7 protein-coding genes and 1 riboswitch are annotated in these 6,541 nt (G+C 71.0%); of the genes, 5 read left to right on the forward strand and 2 right to left on the reverse strand.

Features of this window, described 5'->3' with window-relative positions; translation table 11 throughout:
- Nucleotides 1-95: 95 nt before the first annotated feature.
- Nucleotides 96-158, reverse strand: a riboswitch (guanidine-III (ykkC-III) riboswitch).
- Between the two features lie 583 nt (nucleotides 159-741).
- From ACFC1R_RS38215 to ACFC1R_RS38230, 4 genes are all read left to right on the forward strand, one after another.
- Entirely contained in the window at nucleotides 742-876 is a 135-nt protein-coding gene (locus ACFC1R_RS38215; protein WP_375946334.1) for a hypothetical protein, read from the forward strand.
- A complete protein-coding gene (locus tag ACFC1R_RS38220; RefSeq protein ID WP_375946335.1) occupies nucleotides 877-1,488 on the forward strand; it encodes an RNA polymerase sigma factor in 612 nt (203 codons plus the stop codon).
- Between the two features lie 3 nt (nucleotides 1,489-1,491).
- Nucleotides 1,492-2,244, forward strand: a complete 753-nt coding sequence (locus ACFC1R_RS38225) for a hypothetical protein (RefSeq protein ID WP_375946336.1) — start codon at nucleotides 1,492-1,494, stop codon at nucleotides 2,242-2,244.
- 111 nt (nucleotides 2,245-2,355) lie between these two features.
- Entirely contained in the window at nucleotides 2,356-2,520 is a 165-nt protein-coding gene (locus ACFC1R_RS38230) for a hypothetical protein (protein ID WP_375946337.1), read from the forward strand.
- 1,037 nt (nucleotides 2,521-3,557) lie between these two features.
- On the opposite strand, the gene ACFC1R_RS38235 is transcribed toward ACFC1R_RS38230, so the two are convergent.
- On the reverse strand, nucleotides 3,558-4,697 hold the full coding sequence (locus tag ACFC1R_RS38235) for a Ku protein (protein WP_375946338.1): 1,140 nt from the start codon (nucleotides 4,695-4,697) through the stop codon (nucleotides 3,558-3,560).
- Complete coding sequence (locus ACFC1R_RS38240) at nucleotides 4,697-5,674, reverse strand: hypothetical protein (protein ID WP_375946339.1); 978 nt, start codon at nucleotides 5,672-5,674, stop codon at nucleotides 4,697-4,699. The genes ACFC1R_RS38235 and ACFC1R_RS38240 overlap by 1 nt, the downstream gene beginning before the upstream one ends.
- Before the next feature lie 557 nt (nucleotides 5,675-6,231).
- Here ACFC1R_RS38240 and ACFC1R_RS38245 point away from each other — a divergent pair.
- A complete protein-coding gene (locus tag ACFC1R_RS38245; protein ID WP_375946340.1) occupies nucleotides 6,232-6,474 on the forward strand; it encodes a hypothetical protein in 243 nt (80 codons plus the stop codon).
- Nucleotides 6,475-6,541 lie beyond the last annotated feature (67 nt).

A 6,541-nucleotide genomic window follows, 5' to 3' on the forward strand; every position in this document is an offset into this window, starting at 1 on the left:
CTTGGTCAGTGGAACGGTCATGCCGGACTACCCTCCGCGAGACGCCAAGCCCCCTCCACCTCGGAAAGGGCCCTCCAGTGCCGCCAAGGCGGCACAGCGCGTCGTCGTGCATAACCGGGTACGGCGCGTCTCGTCCGGGACCGAAGCTCAGCCGCCGGTCAGAATACCCACTCCTCGCCGAGGCAACGTAGCCGACCAGGCAGCGCAGCGCGGGTCGGGCTGCTGGAGCGCCGACGCCGGGACATCGCCGAGAAGGGCGATGAAGATCTTGGGTTCCGGTCTTCTTCGGAGTGCCTGCCGGGTCAGTCCAGGATCTGGATCAGCTCCTGAGACTGCGTGCTGTGCATGACGCGGGCCCGTGCACCGTTCACCAGAGGCAGCCAGCCACACCCTGCCGACCTGGCGTGGATCTATCACCGCGATCAGCGGCTGGACCCTCGGCGAGCCCGACAAGGAGTGAGCGGCCCGGTTCAGGCTTGCATCTCTTGGAGGAGGGCGTGGTGGGGCGTTGCGCCGTCTCGGGGGTCGCGCTGCCCGCGTGGCGGTCTGGTGTGCCGGTGTGGCTGGATTTCCGTCAAACCTCGGAATGTGACGCTCCGTTTGTTTTTACTTTCTTCGCGTGAACGGAGCGGGTGTTCGAACGGTTGGATGACCTACATCGGCACTTTCCGGTGATCATCCAGTACGGAAAGTTACTGGCCGGTTTGGTGCCGCTCACCGCCCCGAGCCGAGGAACCCCCCATGCCTATCGACCTGCACGCCCGCCAAGCCGAGCGCCCCACCCCCGTACCAGGCGACCGGCCCGCAGGCCAGGACGCACCCACCCGCTCCACCAGGCCGCGCGGCACCCTGCCGGACAGCCAGCAGGAGGTCTGAGTGAACGACGCCACCTCCACCGACGGCTTCAGCGGAATCCCGGAAGCATCCACGCTGCCCATAGCGTTCCAGGCCTTCCACACCCTCCACGCCGCGGAGTACCTGATCTACGCCACCTCCCTCCTCTACGAGGACGACACCGCCCAGGACCTGGTCGACGAGGTCTTCGCCCAACTCGCCGACCACTGGGACCACGTGATGACCCAGGCCAACCCCGCCGCCTACGCCTGGGCCCTGCTACGCCGCGTCGTCGAAGCAGAGTCCAAGCGCCGCAAGGAACACCTCGCCCTGATCCAGAAGCACGCCTTCTCATACGCCCTGCGGCGTGAGTTCGAGCCGATCCTGCGGGAAATCGACACCCACGCCGTCACCGACCTGGAGATCGGCATCACCGTTGCCGCCGCCGTCCTGGAGCTGTCCGGCGCCAAACTCGATGTCATCCTCCTGCACTGCCTCAACGACCTCGGCATGGACAAGACCGCCGCAGTCATGGGCATCGAACCCGCCACCGTCCGATCCCTGCTCTGCCAGGCCAGGGCCAAGCTCGAAGTGCGCCTGGCCCCCCGCCGCCTGCTCCGCCTCAGCTCCACCGCCCGCGCTGACGAGGAGTAAGACATGACCAGTGACCTCGACCGCCTGCTCCACCGCGCCCGCCGCACCCGGGCCGACCAGCCGAGCTACGACGTCGAAGCCGGCCGCCGCCGCATCGCCGAGAAGCTCGCCGCCCGCCGCGCCCCCCAGCAGCTGCCCCCGCCGTGGCCGCCCGCGTGCCCGTGCGCTCCCGATGAAGCATCCCCCGCCGCAGCCCCTGTGACCGACTCCCAGGGGCTGACCTTCCACGACTACGCCGAGCGTGACCTGCGCCTCCTCGCCATCCACGTCATCAACCAAGACCAGGCGCCCGACTGGCTCGACAACCTGATGGAACTCGACCGCGACCGCATCGACCCCCGCGGCGGCCTGGTCTTCGCCTGCCTGCTCCACCTGACAGGCCAGCCCCGCGAGGCCCAGTGGTGGTGGCAGTTCGCCGCCGGCGCTGGAAACGGCACCGCCGCCTACTGCCTCTACTTCCACCACGCCCGGCTCGGTGAACTGCGAGACGCCGAGCACTGGTTCGACCAAGCCGCCCGCCTCGAAAACAGCCCCCCCGAGGCCATCGCCCCCACGCCCCTGGCGGTACCCGAATACGCCCGCAACACCGCCTGGTTCGTCCAATACCTCACCGACGCCACGAACCTGCACCGCCCGGACCCGGCCCTGCGCGAAGCCATCGACAGCCGGCCCACCCTCCGCGACGAGATGTGCGGAGCCTTCAGACTCCCCACCGACGACATCGCAGACCACCTCCACGACCTCGTCGCCAACTGATCCGCCCGCCGCAGCCCGCCCGTCAGGAAACGGGCCGCGGCGCCCGCTGGCACCCCGTCGCGCTCGGCGCATCCTGCATCCGGTTCACCTGACCACCGAAGGAACCACGCCATGCCTGTCCTCGGTACGCTCCTCGACTCCGGCCTGACCTCCTTGGCCAGCGGCTACACCCTCACCCTCGCCCTGACCGCGCTCACCGCCATCGCCGCCCCGACCCCCGACCGCCGCCGCGACGCCCGACTCGTCCTCAGCATCCTGTTGCACAGGAAGAACTGAAACGACGGCACGGAGCTGCCCAAGATCGACGCGTACGGTCTGAGCCATGCCCACTACTGGCCCCGGCCGGATCGATGGGACTGGGAGGGCGACACGCCCTGAGCCCCATGGGCTGATCAGGGTGCTGATCACAGGCATCGGCCGGGGCCGCCGTGACGACGGCCCCGGCCTGGAGCACTGGCCGGCTGTCAGTGCCAGTGCACCCCCAGATGGGCCAGGAAACGCACCACCTCGCCCACGGCGCAGGACCCGGCAGCGAGGAGAAGGGCCCCGCTCATCCGCTGGGGGTTGCGCCACGCCGGCACCTCACCCCGATCCACCGGCTGCGTCCGGCGCTCGATGCCGTCTCACCCCGCCGTGTCGCCCATCTCGCGCGGCCTGATCTCGTCCACGGTCGTCTCCTTCGTCTCGTACGGGTTGGCGGACACGGGACCGGACCAGGGACAAAGCCGGGCACAACGGCGCGCCCCGAAACCGCTCCTGACGGTCCATGGCGCGGCACGGTAGCCCGCTGAGGGCGTCAGTCAAGCCCTTCTCGGAGCCGGCTCGTGCGCTCTGGACATGGCCGGCCAGTAGGCCGAAAAAACCGCGCACCATACACCGCCCACCGCGCCGATCAACCGCTTTCACCTGCGCTGAAGCGGGCTGGGCAGCAGCTCGCCCGCCGCCTCGCGAACGGAACGACAGACGCGAAGCCGACCCGGCCGTCGTGCACGCGATGCTGCACCTGGTATCCGACGGCGACCGGCTGCGTATCGAGGTCGGGGACCAGGCTGGCGCCGCCGGGAGCGGGACCACCGCGCTCTGCACCTGTGGGACGTGACCTACCGCTCCGGCCGCTCCAGCCACACCCTGCCGACCTGGCGGGGCCCCGCGACCACGATCAGCGGTTGGACGCTCGGCGAGCCCGAGAGGACCTGACCGGCCCCTGCTGCTCCATTGATCCCCGACGCCAGGACGACTGCAGGTAGCTCACGGGCGTGCCGCCCGAGGGCGATAGGCCTGCGCGGGGCGCCTCGTCAGCATCCGGCGGATTGTCAGGACGCGGTGCGCAGGTGGCGTCGGCGGGCCTTTTTGACGGCGTCCTGGAGTTGGTCGCGGGTCATGGCGGAGCGGTGCGGGATGTCGAGGTCGGTGGCTCTCTTGTACAGCTCGGCCTTCGTCAGCGCCCCCAGATCCTCCGGTTTCGTCGCGGTGGCGCGCTTCTTCCCGCCGCCGGCAGCGGCGGCGGGCTGCGTCCGCTTGACAGCCGAGGTGCTCTTCTTCCCGCCCACCGCCTTCGGCCGCGCCCGCCCGGCGCCGCCCGCGGGCTTGCGGGCCCGGGCGCGCGAGGGCCCGGTGCTCTCGGCTTCGCCCGCAGTGTCTGCGCCCCGCCGCTCACCGGTGCCGGCTTTGCGGGTGGTTTCGAGGCTGCGGTTGAGGATCTCCATCAGGTCGACCACGTTGGTGGGCTTCTCCGCGGGGCCCTGGGAGACGGCGATCTCCTGGCCCGAAGCCTTGGCATCGATGAGTTCGCGGACCTGGTCGGCGAAGGTGTCGTGCCACTCCTCGGGATTCCAGTCGACCGCGAGCATCTCGATCAGCTGCGCCGCCGCACCCAGCTCCTTCTCACCGACCACGGTGTCGGCGGCGGGCAGGTCGTCGACCTCCCGGCGGGGGTCGCGGACCTCGTCGGCGAAGTGCATGATGTGGGCGACCAGCAGGTCGCCCTCGGCCCGCACCGCGGTCAGGTACTCCTTGCCGCGCATCGAGAACAGCGCCAGCCCGGCCTTGTCGGAGCGCCCGAGAGCCTTCTGCAGCAGGTCATAGATCTTCGTGTACTCCTTGCCTTTCGGGCCCAGGTAGTAGGTGGTGTCGAAGAAGATCGGGTCGACATCCGCCAAGTCGACGAAGCCGCGGATCTCGATGGTCTTGGACCGGCCGGGCGAGAGCCGCTCCAGCTCCTCCGGCTCCACGATCACGTACTCGCCCTCAATAAGCTCGTAGCCCTTCACGATCTCGCTGTAGGGGACCTCTTCTCCGGTGCGCTCGTTGACCCGCTTGTTCCGTACCCGGTCGGCGGTGCCGCGCTGGATCTGCCGGAAACTCACGGTGTGCGACTCCGTCGCCGCGTACAACGCCACCGGCACGGTGACCAGACCGAAGGTCAGCACCCCGGTCCACACAGGCCTGGCCATCACCGGCCTCCCTTCGCCCGGGCGGCCGCGGCCGCCAGTTCCTCGACCCGCCGCCGCGCCCGCTCCGCGGCCTGCCCGGCCTCCTGCAGTATCCGCGCGGCGTCGTCCCGTTCTGCCCGCTTCGCCGCGTACGCGCGCTCGGCGTCCTGCTGCTCCTGGGCGGCCAGGTTGGCTTCGGCCTGCGCCCGCCGGAATGTCCCGGCGGCGTGATCGGCCCGCTTGCAGGCCTTCTCGCGGTCGGCGGCCAGGCGCTGGAGTTCGCGCTCCAGGCGGTGCAGGGTCTGCTGTGCGAGGGAGATGTCGCGCTCGGCCCGTTCGGCCGTCTCGCGTCGCTGGGACAGCCGGTCTTCCTGCTGCCGCCCGTCTTCCTGTCCAGTGCCGGCTTTCTTGCGGCGTGCCTCGCCGGTGGTGTGCGCCGTCCGGTCGGTTTGGCCGGCGGTGGCGGGTGCATCCCGGAGCTGCCGGGGGGAGGGAAGGTCTGCGAGGGCCAGGCCGGCGAGCACATCGGTTGGGGCCGTGGTCTCCAGCGTCCCGCTGAGGCGGCCGCCGGCCAGGGCGTCGGCCGCGCTCGGGCTGCTGGTGGCGGCCAGCAGGGTGTGTTCCAGCTCGGCGAGCGCCGCCGGGCCCGGCTGATGGCCGCCCGCGGATGCCGCCGCTGCCGCCGCGGCGACGAGCTCCGCTACCGCGCGATGGCGCCGCACGGTCAGCTCGCGCATCCGCTCGCCGTCCAGACGGCTCTGGGCATCGCGCAGGGCCCGGCCGAGGCCAAGCAGCTCTCCGGTTTCCTCGGGGTGGGTGCGGGTGAGGAGGTTGGCCAGCCACGCGCCCTGGGTGGGGCGGCGCAGGCGGCCGATCCGCCCGGCCAGCGCGCGGTCGCCGCCCTGGCGGGCCTGGTCGGCGGCGGCGTTGCGGGCCGCGGTGAACCGGGCCGGGGCCAGCGCGTACAGGCGGTCCGCCACCGTCTCGAAGTTCTCCATCAGCGCGCTCCCGATTCGGGGACGGCCAGGCCTGGCCGAAGGGCGTCGTCGGCTGGGCCCGCCCGCTGGGGACTGGAACGGGCGGGCCCTCCTCTTTGCGGCATCCGACCGCACCCCCACCATCGCGGACCGCCCCGCGACCGCGCCCGCTGGAACGGCCAGCGGAGTTGCACCCCACGATCCGGGCCCGGACAGGGCGACCGGTCGACGACAAGCCCAGCGGCAGTCGGGCTTACAGTCTGCGCCGTATCGGCCAGGGCCCGGTATGGCCGTCAGTACGCTGACCGCCAGCATCACCCTGAACCACCGGGTGCCGGGTTTGTCTCGACGTTGTGCTCGCGGCCGGACGTTAGTCGTTCGGAAGGTCACGGGCATGACCAGCAGCGCCTCCACTCCATCCCAGGTGCCCGGGTAAGCCCCGTCGAAGACTGCCCAGAGGGTGAGGCCCGGCCCCGATGTGTGCGAGTGGGTGCTGCGGGAAGCGCTGTACCACGCCGGTATCTCCGCCTCCCACTGCTCGGCTCGCTCCGCCAGCGGTCCCGGGCCAGGGTGGAGGCGTGGACATCATCGTGCTCAACAGTCCCGACCTCGGCAGCCTCGGGACCCTCCACGTAGCCCGCCCCAAGAGTCCCGGCTCTCTGGAGCCGGTCGAGCTCACCCTGTGCCATCGGCCCACCCGCGGCATGACGGTCGTGGGCCTGCACACCACCGCCACCCATGAAACCTGGTACCCAGCGGAACTCACGGAGACCACCGCCCGCTGCAGCCTGTGCGCAGCTCAGGTGTACCTCACCGGGTAGACCCCGGCCGCCCGCCCAGGCCGGGACTCGGTGGCGGTGGCCACCGCCACCGAGTCCCGGCCTGGGC

The sequence above is a fragment of the Kitasatospora sp. NPDC056138 genome (assembly GCF_042264695.1).
GTDB lineage: Bacteria > Actinomycetota > Actinomycetes > Streptomycetales > Streptomycetaceae > Kitasatospora.

Coding starts and splice junctions, on each gene's coding strand:
- ACFC1R_RS38215 (WP_375946334.1), top strand. CDS start 742: ATGCCTATCGACCTGCACGCCCGCCAAGCCGAGCGCCCCACCCCCGTA.
- ACFC1R_RS38240 (WP_375946339.1), bottom strand. CDS start 5,674: ATGGAGAACTTCGAGACGGTGGCGGACCGCCTGTACGCGCTGGCCCCG.
- ACFC1R_RS38235 (WP_375946338.1), bottom strand. CDS start 4,697: ATGGCCAGGCCTGTGTGGACCGGGGTGCTGACCTTCGGTCTGGTCACC.
- ACFC1R_RS38225 (WP_375946336.1), top strand. CDS start 1,492: ATGACCAGTGACCTCGACCGCCTGCTCCACCGCGCCCGCCGCACCCGG.
- ACFC1R_RS38230 (WP_375946337.1), top strand. CDS start 2,356: ATGCCTGTCCTCGGTACGCTCCTCGACTCCGGCCTGACCTCCTTGGCC.